The sequence below is a fragment of the Dyella silvae genome (genome assembly GCF_026421305.1).
Lineage (GTDB): Bacteria > Pseudomonadota > Gammaproteobacteria > Xanthomonadales > Rhodanobacteraceae > Dyella > Dyella silvae.
On the sequence record NZ_JAPJBQ010000001.1, the window covers coordinates 443,198 to 459,206 of the forward strand.

17 protein-coding genes are annotated in these 16,009 nt (G+C 63.7%); 6 read left to right on the forward strand and 11 right to left on the reverse strand.

Annotated elements, in window-relative coordinates:
* Nucleotides 1–5: 5 nt before the first annotated feature.
* Entirely contained in the window at nucleotides 6–1,172 is a 1,167-nt protein-coding gene (gene moeB, locus OQE56_RS02080; RefSeq protein WP_267221043.1) for a molybdopterin-synthase adenylyltransferase MoeB, read from the forward strand.
* Between the two features lie 6 nt (nucleotides 1,173–1,178).
* Here the strand turns inward: moeB and OQE56_RS02085 are convergent, their stop codons facing one another.
* Nucleotides 1,179–2,300, reverse strand: a complete 1,122-nt coding sequence (locus OQE56_RS02085; protein WP_267221045.1) for a GNAT family N-acetyltransferase — start codon at nucleotides 2,298–2,300, stop codon at nucleotides 1,179–1,181.
* A gap of 65 nt (nucleotides 2,301–2,365) precedes the next feature.
* Here OQE56_RS02085 and folD point away from each other — a divergent pair, with 65 nt between their 5' ends.
* The 3 genes from folD to guaA all read left to right on the forward strand — a co-directional run bounded on the left by folD (nucleotide 2,366) and on the right by guaA (nucleotide 6,509).
* Nucleotides 2,366–3,235: a bifunctional methylenetetrahydrofolate dehydrogenase/methenyltetrahydrofolate cyclohydrolase FolD gene (gene folD, locus OQE56_RS02090; RefSeq protein WP_267221047.1), complete on the forward strand. Its 870-nt coding sequence runs from the start codon at nucleotides 2,366–2,368 to the stop codon at nucleotides 3,233–3,235.
* Nucleotides 3,236–3,343: 108 nt separating this feature from the next.
* Complete coding sequence (guaB, locus tag OQE56_RS02095; protein WP_267221050.1) at nucleotides 3,344–4,801, forward strand: IMP dehydrogenase; 1,458 nt, start codon at nucleotides 3,344–3,346, stop codon at nucleotides 4,799–4,801.
* 127 nt (nucleotides 4,802–4,928) lie between these two features.
* Nucleotides 4,929–6,509, forward strand: a complete 1,581-nt coding sequence (gene guaA / locus OQE56_RS02100; RefSeq protein ID WP_267221052.1) for a glutamine-hydrolyzing GMP synthase — start codon at nucleotides 4,929–4,931, stop codon at nucleotides 6,507–6,509.
* Nucleotides 6,510–6,588: 79 nt separating this feature from the next.
* On the opposite strand, the gene OQE56_RS02105 is transcribed toward guaA, so the two are convergent.
* A complete protein-coding gene (locus OQE56_RS02105) occupies nucleotides 6,589–7,290 on the reverse strand; it encodes an SDR family NAD(P)-dependent oxidoreductase (RefSeq protein WP_267221055.1) in 702 nt (233 codons plus the stop codon).
* 78 nt (nucleotides 7,291–7,368) lie between these two features.
* Between OQE56_RS02105 and tadA the strand changes: the two genes are divergently transcribed.
* Complete coding sequence (gene tadA / locus OQE56_RS02110) at nucleotides 7,369–7,857, forward strand: tRNA adenosine(34) deaminase TadA (protein WP_267221057.1); 489 nt, start codon at nucleotides 7,369–7,371, stop codon at nucleotides 7,855–7,857.
* Between the two features lie 228 nt (nucleotides 7,858–8,085).
* Here the strand turns inward: tadA and OQE56_RS02115 are convergent, their stop codons facing one another.
* From OQE56_RS02115 to OQE56_RS02125, 3 genes are all read right to left on the reverse strand, one after another.
* Nucleotides 8,086–9,003 (reverse strand): CHAD domain-containing protein, encoded by a 918-nt coding sequence (locus tag OQE56_RS02115; protein ID WP_267221059.1) that lies wholly within the window; start codon nucleotides 9,001–9,003, stop codon nucleotides 8,086–8,088.
* Between the two features lie 75 nt (nucleotides 9,004–9,078).
* Entirely contained in the window at nucleotides 9,079–9,912 is an 834-nt protein-coding gene (locus tag OQE56_RS02120) for an NAD-dependent protein deacetylase (RefSeq protein WP_267221869.1), read from the reverse strand.
* A 4-nt stretch (nucleotides 9,913–9,916) separates the two neighbouring features.
* Nucleotides 9,917–10,633 carry an HAD family hydrolase gene (locus tag OQE56_RS02125; protein WP_267221061.1) on the reverse strand — a complete coding sequence of 239 codons (717 nt, stop codon included), beginning with the start codon at nucleotides 10,631–10,633 and terminating at the stop codon, nucleotides 9,917–9,919.
* Between the two features lie 200 nt (nucleotides 10,634–10,833).
* Between OQE56_RS02125 and OQE56_RS02130 the strand changes: the two genes are divergently transcribed.
* Nucleotides 10,834–11,607, forward strand: coding sequence for a helix-turn-helix domain-containing protein (locus OQE56_RS02130; RefSeq protein WP_267221063.1), 774 nt, complete (start codon nucleotides 10,834–10,836; stop codon nucleotides 11,605–11,607).
* Between the two features lie 9 nt (nucleotides 11,608–11,616).
* Here the strand turns inward: OQE56_RS02130 and ccoS are convergent, their stop codons facing one another.
* From ccoS to ccoO, 6 genes are read right to left on the reverse strand one after another with little or no spacing between them, the layout of a single operon-like run.
* Nucleotides 11,617–11,820, reverse strand: coding sequence for a cbb3-type cytochrome oxidase assembly protein CcoS (gene ccoS / locus OQE56_RS02135; protein WP_267221065.1), 204 nt, complete (start codon nucleotides 11,818–11,820; stop codon nucleotides 11,617–11,619).
* Nucleotides 11,817–14,039: a heavy metal translocating P-type ATPase gene (locus OQE56_RS02140; RefSeq protein WP_267221067.1), complete on the reverse strand. Its 2,223-nt coding sequence runs from the start codon at nucleotides 14,037–14,039 to the stop codon at nucleotides 11,817–11,819. Before OQE56_RS02140 ends, ccoS begins: the two co-directional genes overlap by 4 nt.
* Nucleotides 14,036–14,248: a hypothetical protein gene (locus OQE56_RS02145; protein ID WP_267221070.1), complete on the reverse strand. Its 213-nt coding sequence runs from the start codon at nucleotides 14,246–14,248 to the stop codon at nucleotides 14,036–14,038. Before OQE56_RS02145 ends, OQE56_RS02140 begins: the two co-directional genes overlap by 4 nt.
* On the reverse strand, nucleotides 14,238–15,140 hold the full coding sequence (ccoP, locus tag OQE56_RS02150; protein WP_267221072.1) for a cytochrome-c oxidase, cbb3-type subunit III: 903 nt from the start codon (nucleotides 15,138–15,140) through the stop codon (nucleotides 14,238–14,240). The genes OQE56_RS02145 and ccoP overlap by 11 nt, the downstream gene beginning before the upstream one ends.
* Nucleotides 15,137–15,343: a cbb3-type cytochrome oxidase subunit 3 gene (locus tag OQE56_RS02155; RefSeq protein ID WP_267221074.1), complete on the reverse strand. Its 207-nt coding sequence runs from the start codon at nucleotides 15,341–15,343 to the stop codon at nucleotides 15,137–15,139. The genes ccoP and OQE56_RS02155 overlap by 4 nt, the downstream gene beginning before the upstream one ends.
* Complete coding sequence (gene ccoO, locus OQE56_RS02160) at nucleotides 15,340–16,002, reverse strand: cytochrome-c oxidase, cbb3-type subunit II (protein ID WP_267221076.1); 663 nt, start codon at nucleotides 16,000–16,002, stop codon at nucleotides 15,340–15,342. Before ccoO ends, OQE56_RS02155 begins: the two co-directional genes overlap by 4 nt.
* Nucleotides 16,003–16,009: the final 7 nt, after the last annotated feature.

Consider the following 16,009-nt stretch of genomic DNA (forward strand, 5'->3'; position numbering starts at 1 on the left):
TCGCGATGACAAGCCTCAACCGCGATAGCTGGCTGGAGTCGCTGCGCGCCAGCATTCCCGAGATTTCCCCGGCCGATGCCCTGATCAGGCAGGCTCAAGGCAGCCTGCTGATCGATGTGCGTGAAGATGGCGAGCGCGCCGGCGGTACGCCAGCCGGCGCGGTGGGGTTGTCGCGGGGTTTTCTGGAACTGCGCATCGAGCAGATCGAAGCCGACCGTGGCCGGCCGATCGTCGTGATGTGCGGCAGCGGACAGCGCTCGCTGCTCGCCTCCGAAGCACTGCAGCGCATGGGCTACCGGCAGGTGATGTCGATGTCTGGCGGCTTCCAGCGCTGGAAGGCGGAAGGGTTGCCGGTCACCCAGGGCGCTCTGGATGCGGACGCGGCCGAGCGTTACGCACGCCAGCTGGTGCTCCCTCAGGTGGGTGAAGCAGGGCAGGCGAAGCTCGCGGAGGCGCGCGTGGCGATGCTGGGTGCGGGTGGCCTGGGTGCGCCGGCTGCGCTTTACCTCGCGGCAGCGGGCGTCGGGCAGATCACGTTGATAGACGACGACCGCGTCGAGCGATCGAACCTGCATCGCCAGGTGATTCATGCCGACGCTCGCGTCGGTATGCCCAAGACCGAATCAGCGCGAATCACCCTGGCAGGGCTCAATCCCCGCGTGCGCGTGGAGGTTCGCGACGAACGGCTGCAGGCCAGCAATGTAGAGCGCCTGCTGGCGGACCATGATCTCATCATCGATGGTGCCGACAATTTTCCTGCACGCTATCTGGTGGCGGCAGCGTCCCGGCAATTGCGGCTGCCGATGGTCTACGGTGCCGTCGAGCGTTTTACGGGGCAGGTCAGCGTATTCGATCCGCGCCGCGTGGATTCGCCGTGCTATCGCTGCCTGTTCCCGGAACCGCCTTCGGCGGCGGAGGCGCCCAATTGCAGCGAAGCCGGCGTGCTCGGTGTATTGCCCGGCATCGTGGGATTGCTGCAGGCCACCGAGGCCCTGAAGCTCATGCTTGGCATCGGCGAGCCTCTGGTGGGGCGTCTGCTTCACTTTGATGCTTTGGCCATGCGTTTCCGCGAAACGCGCCTGCCGCGCGATCCGGGTTGTCCGGGTTGCGGCAGTCACGTCACCTTCCATGGCTACGCAGATATTGCCCAGCTGTGTGCTGCGGCGGGCTGAGTCCGTTCAGATCACGTCGCTGGCCACGATCGAATACATCGCTGCATCCAGCGACTGGCCGTGCAGGATGAGACGGTTGCGCGTGATGCCTTCAAACTTTGCGCCGGCATTCTCTGCGGCACGGCGGCTTGCCCCGTTGTCCACTGCAGCGACGATTTCCAGTCGTTGCAACTCGGTGGATTGCAGCGCGTGCCGGGCCAGCAGGCGTACGGCGGCAGAAGCTGCGCCTTGGCCCTGCCGGGTTTTGCGCACCCAATAGCCGAGGTTGGCTGCGCCATAGTCGGGCTGCCAATGGTTGATAGCGATGCTGCCGATCAGTTCGCCGGTGTTGCGATCGATGATCGCCAGCGCACATTCGTCTCCTGTGCCGCGCCACGCGAGGCGGCTCCGCGCAATCCAGCGACGGGCATCCTCACGGGAATAGTGTGGCGTCATCCAGTCTTGCCACCGGCCGATGGTGTCGACGGATTCGTGCAGGGCCTCATACAGGGCATCCAGATCCGATAGCTGGAAAGGGCGTAGACGAATCCATCCCTCTTCGATCACAGGGCCTGACAGAAGGTCGTCATCATCCGGCGGTAGTAGCGAGTACACGGCGGCAGGTGCGGGCCGTTGGCGATGGACGATGCGATTGGGTGAGGTGCCGTCGAAGTGGGCGCCAACGCGTTCCGCCACGCGCTTGCTCGCTAGATTGTCGATGGCGGTGACAATCTCGATCCGGATCAGGCCCAATACCTCGAAGCCGAACGCTGCCATGGCGCGCACGGCCCGCGATGCGATGCCTTTCCCTTGCTCCTGCTCACGCACCCAGTAGCCGAGGTTGGCATTCAGGCGCTGTGGATCCAGCCGATTGAGGCCTATGCTGCCGAGCAGCCGGCCTTGCAGGTCGAATATGCCGAAGGCGTAAAGCTCGCCGCGTTCCCAGGCGGACTGGCAGTGCGCGATCCATCGCTCGCTGTCCTCCCGGGTGTAATCGGCATGCAGCCATGGCAGCCATTGGCCGACGGTGGCGATGGACTCTCTGGCCGCCTCATACAGCGCGTCGGCATCGCCGGATTGCCAGGGGCGCAGGCGCAGGTTGTCTGCAGCAAGTTCCAACGAAGTGGGCGGGCGAGGGATGGCAGCCATTCGATTTGGTTTGTATGCGTGCGGTCGAGCCGGGATAATACGTCTCTTTGCAGGCAGGCCCGATCATGACCGCACGCATCCTCGACGGTAAACGCATCGCCCAGGAATTGATGGATCGGATCGGCCAGCGCGTGCTCGAGCGCAAAGCCAAGGGGCTGGACGAACCCGGGCTCGCCGTGGTGCTGGTTGGCGATGACGCGGCTTCGTCCGTGTATGTACGCAATAAACGCAAAGCCTGCCATCAGGTTGGCTTCCGTTCGTTCGATTTCGATCTGCCGTCGAGCACCACCCAGGACGAATTGATGGCACTGATCGACCGGCTCAATGCCGATCCGGCCGTGCACGGCATCCTGGTGCAGTCGCCGCTGCCCGATCATATCGACGAGGATGCACTGGTCGACCGCATCGACCCGGCAAAGGACGTGGACGGCTTTCAGGCCGTCAACGTTGGTCGCCTTGCGTTGCGTCGCTTCGGTCTGCGCCCCTGCACGCCTCGTGGTGTGATGACTTTGCTCGGCCATACCGATCGCCCGGTGCGTGGCCAGCATGCGGTGGTGGTGGGCGTCTCCAACCACGTGGGTCGCCCCCTTGCACTCGAGCTGCTGATAGCGGGTTGCACGACCACCTGCTGCCATCGTTTCACGCGCGATCTCGAGCACTTCGTTCGTCAGGCCGACATCGTGATCGTGGCCGTGGGCAAGCCTGGTCTGGTCAAGGGCGAGTGGATCAAACCGGGTGCAGTGGTCGTCGACGTGGGTATCAATCGCCTCGAAGACGGGCGGCTGGTGGGTGACGTCGACTTTGCGGCAGCTGCCGAGCGCGCAAGCTGGATCACCCCGGTACCGGGTGGCGTGGGTCCGATGACGGTGGCAACGTTGCTGGAAAATACGCTGGAAGCGGCGGAAGCACGCACTCTTCTGCATCGCGGCGCCTGAGATTCGGCGCGGCGATCGTCGCGCCTGCGGCAACAAACTGTTCATGCAGCGTGTGGCGACGCAGCAGCGTTCCGCGTATAATCCTCTCTTTGCAGCGGGACTTTTCGCATGCGTATCCTCGCCGAGGCTCTCACCTACGACGACGTTTACCTCGTTCCGGCTCATTCGGCCGTTCTTCCGCGTGATGTAGACACCTCCACGCGGCTTACCCGAAACCTGCGCCTGAACATTCCGATCGTGTCCGCCGCCATGGACACGGTGACCGAAGCCCGCCTCGCCATCACCATGGCCCAGCAGGGCGGCATCGGCATCATCCACAAGAACATGACCGCCGAGCAGCAGGCCGCCGAAGTGCGCCTGGTGAAGAAGTTCGAGGCCGGCGTCATTCGCAGTCCGATCACGGTGGGTCCGCACACTTCCATTGGTGAAGTGCTGCGCCTGACCCGCGCGCACAACATTTCTGGCGTGCCGGTGGTGGACGGCGAGAAGCTGGTTGGCATCGTCACCAGCCGCGACCTGCGATTCGAGCGCAAGCACGAAGATCCCGTGCGCAACATCATGACCCGCCAGGAGAAGCTGGTGACGGTGCGTGAAGGCGCCAGCCAGGACGACGTGCTGCAGCTGCTGCACAAACACCGCATCGAAAAGGTGCTGGTGGTGAACGACGACTATCAGCTGCGTGGGCTGATCACCGTCAAGGATATTCAGAAGGCCCGTGACAACCCGAACGCCGCCAAGGATCGCCTCGAGCGCCTGCTGGTCGGCGCCGCGGTCGGCGTGGGTGGCGATACCGAGCAGCGCGTCGCAGCGCTGGTTGATGCCGGCGTGGACGTGCTCGTGGTGGATACCGCGCACGGTCATTCGCAGGGCGTGATCGAGCGTGCCGCGTGGGTGAAGAAGCACTACCCGCAGGTGCAGGTGATTGCCGGCAACATCGTTACCGGCGAAGCGGCGCGTGCGCTGCTCGATGCCGGCGTCGATGCGGTCAAGGTGGGCGTGGGCCCGGGCTCGATCTGCACCACGCGCGTCGTCGCTGGCGTGGGCGTGCCGCAGATCACCGCCATCGATCTGGTCGCCACCGCGTTGAAGGATGAGATTCCGCTTATCGCCGACGGCGGTATCCGCTACTCGGGCGATATCCCCAAGGCGCTCGCCGCTGGCGCGTCTACCGTCATGCTGGGTTCGATGTTTGCCGGCACCGAAGAGTCGCCGGGCGATGTGGAACTGTTCCAGGGCCGCTCGTACAAGAGCTACCGTGGCATGGGTTCGCTGGGCGCCATGGCGCTCGGCTCCAAGGATCGCTACTTCCAGGACGAAGCCGACGCCGACAAGCTGGTGCCAGAAGGCATCGAAGGTCGCGTGCCGTACCGTGGTCCGCTGCGCAACATCATCCATCAGCTGATCGGCGGCCTGCGTGCCTCGATGGGCTACCTGGGTGCGGCTACGGTCGAGGACGTGCGCCATAAGGCGCAGTTCGTGAAGGTGACCAGCGCCGGCGTCACCGAAGCGCATCCGCACGACATCCAGATCACGAAGGAAGCGCCGAACTATCGGCTGAATTCGTAACGGACCCGCGCCGGCCTTATGGCCGGCGCATCGTTTCAACGGAAGGCGACGCTCGCTGGCGTCGCCTTCGCATTCCAAAGATTCTCGCGCAGGGCAGGGCAAGCCTGCCGCGCATCGGAGCCGGACCGTGACCGATATCCATAGCGACAAAATCCTCATCCTCGATTTCGGCGCGCAGTACACCCAGCTGATCGCCCGCCGCGTGCGCGAAATTGGTGTGTACTGCGAAATCTGGGCGTGGGACCACGACCCGGCGGAAATCGCTGCCTTTGGTGCCAAGGGCATCATTCTTTCGGGTGGCCCGGAGTCGACCACGCTGCCGGGTGCGCCGAGGGCGCCGCAGGAAGTGTTCGATGCAGGCTTGCCGATTCTTGGCATTTGCTACGGCATGCAGACGTTGGCTGCACAGCTGGGTGGCGCCACCGAAGCGGCCGATGCCCGCGAATTTGGGCATGCGGAAGTCGACATCGTCGCCCAGAGCCGCCTGTTTGCGGGTCTGAGCGACCACGACAGCGCGCATCGTCTGGACGTCTGGATGAGCCACGGAGACCATGTCGCCAAGGCACCACCGGGCTTCGTCATCACCGGCACCACCGACCGCATTCCGGTGGCCGTGATGGAGAACGAAGACAAGCGCTGGTACGGCGTGCAGTTCCACCCGGAAGTAACGCATACCAAGCAGGGTACGTCGCTGCTCAAGCGTTTCGTCACGGAAATTTGCGGCTGCCAGACGCTGTGGACGGCTGCGCACATCATCGAAGACCAGATCGCCCGCGTGCGCGAGCAGGTCGGCAACGATCATGTGCTGCTGGGCCTCTCCGGCGGCGTGGATTCCTCCGTGGTGGCCGCGCTGCTGCACCGGGCTATCGGTGACCAGCTGACCTGCGTGTTCGTCGATACGGGCCTGCTGCGCTGGCAGGAAGGCGACCAGGTCATGGCCACCATGGCTGAGCACATGGGCGTCAAGGTCATCCGCGTGAATGCCGCCGAGCGCTACTTCAGCGCGCTGGAAGGTGTGGCCGACCCGGAGGCCAAGCGCAAGATCATCGGCCGCCTGTTCGTCGAGATCTTCGACGAGGAATCGGCCAAGGTCACCAACGCCGGCCACGGCCAGGTGAAGTGGCTGGCCCAGGGCACCATCTACCCTGACGTGATCGAGTCGGCCGGCAGCAAGACCGGCAAAGCGCACGTCATCAAGAGCCATCACAACGTGGGCGGCCTGCCGGAGCATATGAAGCTCAAGCTGGTCGAACCGCTGCGCGAGCTGTTCAAGGACGAAGTGCGCCGCATCGGCGTCGAGCTCGGCCTGCCGCGCGAGATGGTCTACCGCCATCCGTTCCCCGGCCCGGGCCTGGGTGTGCGCATCCTCGGCGAGGTGAAGCCGGAGTACGCCGAACTACTGGCCCGTGCCGACGCGATCTTCATCGAAGAACTGCGCGCCTGGGATCTGTACGACAAGACCAGCCAGGCCTTCGCCGTGTTCCTGCCGGTGAAGTCGGTGGGCGTGGTGGGTGATGCGCGTGCCTACGAGTGGGTGATTGCGCTGCGTGCGGTCGAGACTATCGACTTCATGACGGCCCATTGGTCGCACCTGCCGTATGACTTCCTTGGCAAGGTTTCTAATCGCATTATCAATGAGTTGCGTGGTGTTTCTCGTGTTGTTTATGACATCAGTGGCAAACCACCTGCAACTATCGAATGGGAATGAGTTTTTGCGCGCGACACTGATCCGGACTTCTTAGGAAGTTCGGTTATCTCGCTGATTTTGCGTATATTATTAGAAGACCTCACCAAGGGACTGTTCGCCCTCGGTAATCCAGGTAACGCAGGCCGGCATGTCCGGCCTGTGCTGCGATGGTGTCGACCACGCGAGGGATGCTTTCCTCGACTGACAGCTCGGCATCTGGACCGCCCATATCTGTGCGCACCCACCCCGGTGCCATCAACAGCAAGCAACGTGCATCACCCGCATGGCGGGCGGCAAAGCTGCGCATCAGAGTGTTGAGCGCCGCCTTGCTGGCCCGGTAGGTTTCCCAGCCGCCATCCACGTTGTCGGCCACGCTGCCGAGATCAGAGGACATCGCGGCGATGGTTCCGCTGGAAGGCACCAGGGTCTGGAGCGCCTCGATCACCCGCATGGGGCTGAGCGCATTGGTGATCATCATGTGTGTGAAGTCCTCGGTACGCACGTCGCCAATAGCCGTATCCGGATCGATGGCAATGCCGGCGTTGACGAACAGCAGGTCGATGCGTCGGTGCGCAAGCTGGCGGCGCAGGGCCGCCACTTCGTCGTCCACAGTGATATCGACCCTGGCTACCTCCAGCTTGCCGCCAGCGGAGGCTGCGAGGTCGTGCAGGCGGGTATGGCTATCGCCACGTACCGTGGCGATCACCTGCCAGCCGCGCTTGAGGTACTCGGCGGCGAGGGCAAGGCCGAGGCCCCGTGAGGCACCGACGATGAGTGCGGTTGAAGGCAGGGCCGATGACACGGGGTTCTCCTGGCTGGTACGGCACAGGGGCGGCGCGGACGATAGAATATTGCGCTGTGCCCGGGCCCCTTCGATTCAATGACTGACGATCTGCCGCTTTCTGCCCCGCTTTTCTCCTCCGAGGATGAAAGCTATATGCGCCGCGCGTTGCAGTTGGCCGGCCATGCGCGCGACGCGGAAAACGAGGTTCCGGTGGGGGCCGTGCTGGTGCAGGACGGCGAGATCATCGGCCTGGGCTGGAACCGTAATATCACGCTCAACGACCCCAGCGCGCATGCGGAAATCATGGCGCTGCGCGCGGCGGGCGAGAAGTTGTCCAACTACCGCATGCCCGGCGCCACGTTGTACGTGACGCTGGAGCCGTGCGCGATGTGTTCGATGGCCCTGGTGCACGCGCGCATCGGGCGGGTGGTCTACGCGGCCACCGACCCCAAGACGGGCGCGGCCGGCAGCGTGTTCGATACGCTGATCTCCGACCGGCACAATCACCGCATTACCGTTGAGGGTGGTCTGCTGGCCGACGAATCATCGGCGATGCTGCGGGAATTTTTCCGCGCGCGGCGCTGAGAGTCTGTCCAAAATCTCCGCATAGTCCGGTTATCGCCTCTTCGTCATCCCCGCGAAAGCGGGGATCCAGCGACTTTCGGGTCCTCGCGGCGTCCGCAAAGACACTGGATGACCAGCCTTCGGCTGTTGTAAGGCGCCTCCCGCTTTCGCGGGGATGACGGTGAGGAGTAGATACGGATCGTAAGGACGCGGGACGGGGAGTTTTGAACAGGCCCTCATGCCGCGAGATCACGTACGCCAGTAAAGGTCCAGTTTGCCCAGCTTGGTCAGCGATTGCGTCGCTTTTTTGGACGCTTCGTAGGCTGATTTCTTCGCCCACTTGCGGAAGGCCTTGATCGGCGCCCGATCGCTGTCCGCCAGGGGCAGCGCGGCGACCAGTTCGCGCGCCATCATGCGATCGTGAGCCAGTCCGAAGTGCGTCTGCAAGTTGGCCAATTGCTCCAGCCAGCGCGTGACGGCCCGCTTAGGAAACTGATGCTGGTACAGCTCCATGCTGTAGCGGAGCTTTTTAATGGCGGCCCGCAGGCGATGCAGTCGCTTCTTTCCGCCGTCGAGTTTGGCGATGCGCTTTATCACGGTATGGAAACGCTCATCGATGATCTCGGCGGCGCTCTTGCGGAGGCGTTCGTTGCCCGGAGGATCGAGCGCGTCAGCCCAGTGCTGCCATGACTGCATGGGCATGGTCAGGCTGACTTTCTTCAATGCCGCGACGGCCTGGGTATGCGCCTGCTCCTGCAGTGCCATGATCGATTGCTGCATGGTTGCCGCAGGCGGCGGTATCACTTCGCATTCGCGAAGAAATGCCGGCAGCGTTTCCAGTACAAGGATATCGATGTCACGGCAACGGCCGGTCGTTTCGCGGCACGCACGCAGGTAAGCCTGCACGTCTTCGAGTCGATCATCCGAAAGGTCGGTGACCTTGTTGATGGTCGCCGTGATGCGCCGCAGACCCACGCGCCAGGCATGCAACTGCTTTGGCGTATAGGGTTGCTCGAGCAGTTGTTTGCGGGCGTCTGCCGCTTTGGCGAAATAGCCGTCCACCATCCGGCGGACCGCGTCGAACGCCGAGTGGTTACCGGGCGCCGCCTTGGGGCGAGCCCGCGAAACACGCGATGACGAAGCGCGATGCTGCAACCTGGCATTCATGGAGCGATTCCAGACGACCGGTTTGTCTACTTTGCATCAAATTGTCATATTGCGCGAGCGTGCAAGATGCCGCGCTCAAGCGATGACCGCCAAGGCCTCCGCGCAGGATTGTTCGATTTTGAGGGTGAGCAACGGGTCGGCCCGCGTATGCCCCAGGTTGATGGCCGCAATCGGCTTGCCGTCCCGCGCGGCGGCGGCAGCGAAGCGGTAGCCGGAGAACACCATGAGCGAAGAGCCGACCACCAGCATGGCATCGGCGTCGTTCAGTGATGTGATAGCCGCGTCAACGCGTTCGCGTGGCACGTTCTCGCCAAAGAACACGACGTCGGGTTTCAGTACGCCGCCGCAGGCAGGGCATGGCGGAATGTGGAAGGTGGAGAAGTCGCGCCCCTCCAGGTCGGCGTCGCCATCCGGCGCATCGCCTGCATCCAGCAGTGCCCAGTCGGGATTGAGCTGCACCAGCTGGTGCTGGAAGGTGTTGCGCGGCAGTCGTTGTGTGCACTGCATGCAGCGGACTTCGTCGAGACGCCCGTGCAGGTCGATCACCTTTTGCTGGCCGGCGGCCTGATGCAGGCCGTCAACGTTCTGGGTGAGCAGGCTGGTGACGCGTCCCTGTTGTTCCAGGCGGGCCAGGGCGTGATGCGTGGCGTTGGGCTGCGCGCGCCCAAAGCGGCGCCAACCCACCAGGCTGCGCGCCCAATAGCGCTGCCGCGTCGCCTGTTCGCCCATGAAGGCCTGATAGGTCACCGGCTGCGGTCGCTTCCAGCCACCGTTGGTATCGCGGTAGTCCGGGATGCCGGAGTCGGTACTGCAGCCGGCGCCAGTCAAAACGAACAGGCGTGGATGCGCCTCGATGAACGCCTCCAGGCGCTTATGATCGTGCGCCAGGTCTGAGCGTTCGTCCGTCATGGCGTCAGGCGGCAGCACGGACCTGCAACTCCTCGACGGCGTCCGCGATTCCACCCGGACCTTGTACTTGCACCACATGCGAATCCTGATCGACGAAATCGGTATCCGTCTCGTGGGCCCAGGTCACGTGATAAGGCATGTAGACACCCCAGCCGCCGAGCTGCACCACCGGGGCGATATCGGAGCGCAGCGAATTGCCGACCATCGCAAAGTGTTCCGGTGATAGCGCGAACTCCTCGAGAACGTTTCGATAGGCGCGCTCGTCTTTTTCCGACACGATTTCGATGCGGTGGAACAGATCGGCCAGGCCGCTGCTCGCCACCTTCTGCTCCTGATGGAACAGGTCGCCCTTGGTGATCAGCACCACCCGGTGTCTTTGGGCCACCGATTCCACCGCGGCGCGGATGCCCGGCAACAACTCCACCGGATGGGCGAGCACCTGCTTGCCAAGTTCAATGATGCGATGCAGGTCGGCTGCGCTGATGCGTTGTTCGGTGATGTCGATCGCCGATTCCAGCATCGACAGCGTCATGCCCTTGGCGCCGTAACCGAACAGCTGAATGTTGCGGCGCTCGGTGGCAAGCAGGCGGTCGTGCACGTGGATGTTGGCGATATCCACGTAGTTGCCGATGATCTGCTCGAATTCGCCGTGCGCCGACTGGTAATAGCCCTCGCTGTGCCACAGCGTGTCGTCGCCATCAAAACCTACCAGCTCAATCACGTCCGTTACCTGCGCCTGACCATAGAGATCGCACGGGCGAGCCGCGCGGGTACGCCATTTTCTCAGAAAACGCCTGAATCCATTCGTCCATACGCGGCGTCAAGCAGACCTGTGACAGGTGGCCGCAGCACAAGCTTGTCTGATCAAGCGGCATAATAGGCGGCCTCGCGCTGTCCCGGGCGCTTGTCCCCGATACCTTCATGCCCAGTTCGCTGTCGATTGTGTGCCAGGAACCGCGTCCCGAGCCGGAGCCATCAGAGGGCGACGGCGAGAGATTCTGTGGCTCCTGTGCGTTTTCCAACGCTTGTCTGGCGACCGGTTATGGCAAGCGCGAGTTGTCAGCGCTGCATTGCCTGGTGGAGCACATTCAGCCGCGCGGGGATGGTGAGTACGTCTTTCGCCGCGGCGAGCCATTCCGTGCCATCTATGCCGTGCGCAGCGGTTGCGTGAAGACGTCGCTGTTTGGGCGCGATGGCCGAGAGCAGGTACTGGGTTTTTACCTGCCGGGAGAAGTGATCGGTCTGAACGGCATCTACCCGGAGAGCTACCCGTGTGATGCCATCGCGCTGGAGTCGTCGGCCTTCTGCCGCTTTTCGTTTCCGGCCGTGAGCCAGTTGGCCTCCGAATTGCCGACGGTACAACACCACTTGTTTAGCCTGTTGAGCCGCGAGCTTGGCATGGCAAGTCTGCTGGCGGGCGACCACACGGCGGACGAGCGCGTGGCGGCGTTCCTGCTGGATCTGGGCGCGCGGCAGGCCAAGCGTGGTTTGTCTGACACCGTATTCCGGTTTCCCATGTCGCGCAGCGACATGGCCAACTATCTGCGTCTGGCGTCGGAAACCGTGAGCCGCGTGCTTAGCCGTTTTCGCGAGAAGCACTGGGTGGAGATAACCGGTCGGCGGGTCACGCTGCGCGCCCCCGACGCTCTCCGTGATGTGGCCGGACCGTTGCTGCCAACCGCCGCGCAACGCTGACCCTGGGATTTAGCGCGGCGCGACCTGATCGGTGTCCTCGTGAGGTGTCGCGGCATGCGGCGGTTTCTCTGTTTCCGCTTCTTCCATCAGTGGCAGCACGCCGGGGCTGTCCAGGTCGTCGAATTGCTGGTGATTGACTGCCCAGAAGAAGATCGCGACCGCCACGATCACGATCACCATGGTCACTGGAATCAGCACGAGCAGGATATTCATAGGGGCATCGCCGGCTTGACCTGATCATCGCGTCCGATGCGCCATGCGTTGAGTACCACGACGATCGAGCTGACCGACATGCCGATGGCAGCCAGCCACGGTGGCACCAAGCCAAACGCCGCGAACGGCACGGCGCACAGGTTGTAGCCCAGCGACCAGCGGCGGCCCTGGGCAATGACATCCCTCACCTGGCATGCGATGTGGCGGGCGTCGACCAGTCCATGCAGGCGTCCGTGAAGCAGCAGGAAATCCGCGTGCGCCTGTGCCAGCTCCGTGCCGGAGGCGAGTGCGGCCGAGACATCGGCGCCGGCCAGTACCGGCGCATCGTTGCTGCCGTCGCCAACGGCCAGCGTCACGTGTCCCTGGCTCCGCCGGTGCTGCAGCAGTGCGAGCTTGTCTTCTGGCGAGCAGCGTGCATGCCATTCCGTAATGCCCAGCTCGCTGGCGATCGTGGCGGCGCGCAGGGCGGTGTCGCCGCTGGCCATGATCGTGACCATGCCTTCCTCTCGCATCGACTGCAGTGCCTGCGAGGCATCCGCGCGTAGCGTCTCGCTGACGCGGAACGCGGCGAGCGGCCCAGACGCATCGGCGAGCCAGAGATCGCCTTCGCCAGCGTGAGACGCATCGTTGCCTGTTCCGGCGAACGCTGCGTGCCCGAGACGCAGCATGTGACCACCGATTTGCCCTGCAACACCTTGGCCCTGCGACACGCGGACATCCTGCATGTCCTGATGTGCGACGGGGCCGGTGGCGCGGGCTACGGCGCGAGCGATGGGGTGGGAGCTTTCTCGCGCCAGCGCGGCGGCGAGTGGAAGCCATGCCGTCTTGTCGGACGGCCCGATGGTGCGTACTTCTGCCAGATCGATATGCGGCTCAGTCAGCGTGCCGGTTTTGTCGAACATGGCGACGTCGACGTTGGCCATGCGCGCCAACGCGCTGCTGTCCGCAACCAGTACGCCGCGCTGCGCCAATACGCCCAGCGCGCGCGTCAATGCACTGGGGGCGGTGAGGGCGAAAGCGCAAGGGCAGGCGATCACCAATACGGCCACCGCGGACTCGAACGCGCGAGAGGGCTCGAATATCAGCCAGCCGACAGCCGTCGCCAGTGTCAGCAGCAGCACACGCGCCACAAAGCGGCCGAGCTCGCTATCGTTCACTACGGACGCGGCATTACGGGCGACGCGGGTTCGTGTGCTGAGCGCACCCACGCGAGCGGCGGCGGTCTCGTCACCGCTGTGCTCGACGCGTAGCTCAGCGGGGCCATCGATGAGCACACTGCCTGCCACCAGTCGCTCACCACGCTGTCGGCATACCGGTCGTGATTCGCCCGACAGCAGGGATTCGTCCACCTGTACGGTGTCGCTTTCAAGCAGTCCGTCGGCCGGCACCGCGGCGCCTTCGCTGATGTGGACGCGATCACCCGGGAGCAGTTCGATGGCCGGAATGGTTTCCAGGCTGCCATCGTCGCGGCGGCGTTCGGCGAGCAGTGGTGTACTGTCGATCACGGCGTCGCCCAATGCGCCGCTGCGATGGCGTGCTTTGAGCTCGACGTAGCGGCCTGCGAGCAGCAGAAACACGAACATGCTCACCGAATCGAAATAGATATCGCCGCTGCCGCGCACGGTATTGAGTGTACTGGCCAGAAACACCAGCCATACGGCCAGCGCCACCGGCAGGTTGATGCCGAGCCGGCGTTCACGCAGCTCTTGCCACGCGCCACGCACGAAGGGATGCGCAGAGTAGAACACCACAGGTGCGGTGGAGATCAGGCTTAGCCAGCGGAACAGGCCGCGCGTGGTGAAGTCTACGAAGTCCACCACGCCGATGTAGATCACAAACGCATAGGTCATCACCTGCATGGCGCACATGCCTGCGACCAGCAGCCGCTTGAGCATGTCGTGAGCTTCGCGCGAACGCGAGTCGTCAATGCTGTCGCTACGCAACGGCTGCGCAGCGCAACGCATGGAGGCAAACGTCTGCAGGAGGGCCGGCAGCGACGTGCGCTCCCGATCCCACACCACCCGCACGCGCTTGGACGGCGCGTCGACGGAGACGCGCCGCACGCCGGGCAGGGCATGGATCACCTGTTCAAGCCGCAGTATCTGGCGAGCGCCCTGCAGTGCATCGACACGCAGGGCGACTTCGCTGTGTCCGTCACGTCTCTTGCGTAATACCTGCGCGGCAAGCTGTGGATGCGCCCAGGCTTCGTAGGTGTTCATGTGGGCTTGCGGCTGCTGTGACTGCTGGAGGGTACGCCGAACACTTTGTGCGGCGTATCCACGGGATCATCGGCGTGGCGCGAGCCCAGCACAATCAGCCATACGCAGCCTGCAAGCGAGGCACCGAAAATCGCCAGCCCCAGCCAGAGTATCGGTTGGCGGTACCAGGCCGAGGCGGGCGATGCGGATTGAACATGGCTAGTCGACATGATCCTGATGGGAGAGGTGATACACGTAGGCGGCCAGCACGCGAATCTGGTCGTCGGTAAGCCGCGGACTCCATGCCGGCATCTGCCCCTGGCGGCCATCGTGAATACTCTTCTCGACGTCGGCTACGTTGCCGCCGTGCAACCAGATCTTGTCGGTGAGATTGGGCGCACCCAGGGCCTGGTTGCCCTTGCCATCCGGACCGTGGCATGCCGCGCAGGTCGCAAACAGGGGCTTGGCGGCCTCCGCTTGCTGCTCGTTGTGCGGCGAGCCTGACAGGCTGAGCACGTACTGGGCGAGGTTTTTCACGTTCTCTTCGCCGAGGCTTGCCCATGGCGGCATCACGCCGGCGCGGCCGTCGTGGATGGAGGTGAAGATCGCTTTGCCGTCACCACCGTACAGCCAGTCGTTGTCAGTGAGGTCGGGCGCACCCACCAGCTGATTGCCCTTGCCTGCACGGCCGTGGCAGGCAGCACAGTTGTCCCGGAAAAGAACCTCTCCGAGATGCAGGGCCTGTTTATCCTGCGAGAGCTGCTCGATCGGGTAGAGCGAGAAGCGCGTCATCTCATCGCCCAGCTTGGCATTGTTGGCGGCGGTGTGTTCTGCCAGTTCATTGTGCGAGGTCCAGTCCAGCAGGCCCTTGGCCCGGCCGAAGCCGGGGAACAGAGCCAGATAGATGAAGCCGACGATGAACATGCTGGCCGACAGCACAATCCACCAGCGCGGAAGATTGCGCACGCCTTCGCGCAGTACGCCATGCGCCCACACGTGACCGCTGGTGCCGTCTTTCTGCACCGGAATCTTGGCGCGTGGCGCCCACAGAAACAGGAACAGAGTGATGCCCAGGTTGAACACAATCAGGAACATGATCCATAGCGACCAGAACAGGCTCATGGCTGCTGATCCTTTGCGCGTGCATTCTGCGTCGCGCCGTAGTGGTCCATGTCGTCTTCCATCGGGAGTTGCGCCATGCGATCGAACGGCTTCTTATGACGGCCGCTCCACGCCCAAGCCCAGATGCAGATAAAGGTGAACATGATCACCACGATGATCACGCCGGTGAGGTGTCCCCAGAAATCGGTCCAGACATCGCTCATGGCTCACCTCCATCGCTGGCCGGTGCGGATGCTCCCGTGCCTGCGGCGACCGGTTCGTTCTTGATGCCGAGGCCTTGCAGGTAGGCGATGAGCGCCTGCATCTCCGTCTTGTCTTTCACGGCCCCCGGCACGCTGGCGATGTCGGCGTCGGTGTACGGGTCGCCCAGCTTGCGCAACCCGCGCATGCGCGCCTGGATGTCAGCGGCATCCAGCTTGGTCTTGGTCAGCCAGGGGTAGCCGGGCATATTCGATTCGGGCACGACCTGGCGGGGGTTCGTCATGTGGAGCTCGTGCCACAGGTCGGAATACTTGCCGCCGACGCGTGCGAGGTCGGGGCCGGTGCGCTTGGAACCCCATTGGAACGGACGGTCATACACCGACTCTTCCGCGATCGAGTAGTGACCGTAGCGTTGGGTCTCGGCGCGCAGGGCACGAATCATCTGCGAATGGCACAGATAGCAGCCTTCGCGCACATAGATATCGCGCCCGGCCAGGCGCACCGGGTCATAGGGCTTCACCGTGGCGGGCGCCTTGACCGCATGGGCTTCCATGAACAGCGGGGTGATCTCGGCCAGGCCGCCGATCGACACCATCACCGCGGTAAGGATGCCGAGCAGGCCGGCGTGCTTTTCAATCGCTTCGAACTGTTTATAGGACATGGCGCGC

Bases quoted from the DNA above. Each gene is read 5' to 3' on its own strand.
- moeB (WP_267221043.1), top strand. From the start codon at position 6: ATGACAAGCCTCAACCGCGATAGCTGGCTGGAGTCGCTGCGCGCCAGC.
- OQE56_RS02085 (WP_267221045.1), bottom strand. From the start codon at position 2,300: ATGGCTGCCATCCCTCGCCCGCCCACTTCGTTGGAACTTGCTGCAGAC.
- folD (WP_267221047.1), top strand. From the start codon at position 2,366: ATGACCGCACGCATCCTCGACGGTAAACGCATCGCCCAGGAATTGATG.
- guaB (WP_267221050.1), top strand. From the start codon at position 3,344: ATGCGTATCCTCGCCGAGGCTCTCACCTACGACGACGTTTACCTCGTT.
- tadA (WP_267221057.1), top strand. From the start codon at position 7,369: ATGACTGACGATCTGCCGCTTTCTGCCCCGCTTTTCTCCTCCGAGGAT.
- OQE56_RS02115 (WP_267221059.1), bottom strand. From the start codon at position 9,003: ATGAATGCCAGGTTGCAGCATCGCGCTTCGTCATCGCGTGTTTCGCGG.
- OQE56_RS02120 (WP_267221869.1), bottom strand. From the start codon at position 9,912: ATGACGGACGAACGCTCAGACCTGGCGCACGATCATAAGCGCCTGGAG.
- OQE56_RS02130 (WP_267221063.1), top strand. From the start codon at position 10,834: ATGCCCAGTTCGCTGTCGATTGTGTGCCAGGAACCGCGTCCCGAGCCG.
- ccoS (WP_267221065.1), bottom strand. From the start codon at position 11,820: ATGAATATCCTGCTCGTGCTGATTCCAGTGACCATGGTGATCGTGATC.
- OQE56_RS02140 (WP_267221067.1), bottom strand. From the start codon at position 14,039: ATGAACACCTACGAAGCCTGGGCGCATCCACAGCTTGCCGCGCAGGTA.
- OQE56_RS02145 (WP_267221070.1), bottom strand. From the start codon at position 14,248: ATGTCGACTAGCCATGTTCAATCCGCATCGCCCGCCTCGGCCTGGTAC.
- ccoP (WP_267221072.1), bottom strand. From the start codon at position 15,140: ATGAGCCTGTTCTGGTCGCTATGGATCATGTTCCTGATTGTGTTCAAC.
- OQE56_RS02155 (WP_267221074.1), bottom strand. From the start codon at position 15,343: ATGAGCGATGTCTGGACCGATTTCTGGGGACACCTCACCGGCGTGATC.
- ccoO (WP_267221076.1), bottom strand. From the start codon at position 16,002: ATGTCCTATAAACAGTTCGAAGCGATTGAAAAGCACGCCGGCCTGCTC.